Source organism: Microbacterium sp. P5_E9, assembly GCF_054049175.1.
Genome location: NZ_JBFUMV010000039.1, coordinates 1 through 1,183, shown reverse-complemented (window position 1 = coordinate 1,183; position 1,183 = coordinate 1). Strand labels below are relative to the sequence as shown.

The following is a 1,183-nucleotide window of genomic DNA, read 5'->3' as shown; positions in this document are numbered from 1 at the left end:
GCCTTAAGGCGAATGGCACTTACTTTGGCTCGTACGCATGACCATGCTTCTCGACWTGTCGGCGAGCCTGGGCGCGCGGCACCTTCAACCAAGGGTAGGGTTTTGGCCTTCGTTTTCGCATTCGCGGCTCGATGCGTCCGGGTCGATGGCCGACCTTGCATTGGGCGATCAACGTGAACAGCCGCTGGCAATCCTTCGTGRCCGAGAGGCCTCGCGAGACCCACTCCGTCCACAGTTGCACCGTGTGCTTGAAGCTCARGCCGCGCGGGTCGATGCCGACGTGGCTGGCGGCCTGCGCCATCAGCAGCCGGATCACGTTGTAGGCCAGCAGATGGACCCACAGCTGCTTGTCGTTCATCKGCGGCGTCTGGCAGCGCAGCACATCCATGCCGGTGGTGGTCTTGAGGTTGCGCAGGTCCAGCTCGATGTTCCAGCGACGCGCGTACAGCGCCGACAGATCGTTCTTGGCAACCTGTCGATGATTCACCAGCGTGGTGACCAGAACTTGGTGRGCAACCTTGACTTCACGCAGCACGATCTCATCGGGGGCGTGCGCATATTGCTCGGGCGTCATCCACTGGGGACGCTGCGCCGGCTTGGGCCAGCGCACGATGTGATCGCGCGTGCCCAGCGACTGGCCGCGGCGAAAGTCGGTGATRCGCGAGCCGTTTTGCTCCATCAGCACATCCACGCCAGCGGCCATCAGCGTGGCGATCAGGAAGTAGTTGCAGTACAGGGCATCGGCCAGCATCACGTCGCCTGGGCGAAAGCCTTGGAGCAGGCGACGCACCAGGGCCAGCTCGCCGCTGCCTTTGCCTTGATGGGGCCCGATCGCCGCATCGAGCGCCGCRCCGGTGGCCAAGCACACCACCACGACCAGCCGCGCCAGCGGGAAGCCGACCCCGGGTGCCTGGGTGCTGGGTTGGGGATAGCGCGCCTGGTTCTCCTGGGTATCGGGCATCGACAGCCCGGTGCCGTCCACCAGCTTGACCGTGCGCCCGCGCCAGAGCCATSGCGCCRGAGCCTTCTCGCTSAGCARGCGCCCTGTCTGGCGCGTGAGCGCACTGACCATCTCCAGCGGCAGCCGCTGACGAGCCCGGCAATACCCGCCGGTGCGAACGCTGCACGSKCTCAGGCCATCGCCYGCKCGCTGCGCSGCCCARCCGTTGACCGCCTTCTGGCA

1 protein-coding gene is annotated in these 1,183 nt (G+C 66.0%); it reads right to left on the bottom strand.

The window, feature by feature from the left end; genetic code table 11:
* Positions 1-19: 19 nt before the first annotated feature.
* The coding region (locus tag ACXJ3V_RS20070) for an IS4 family transposase (protein WP_457102121.1) at positions 20-1,183 on the bottom strand (1,164 nt) is incomplete at its 5' end.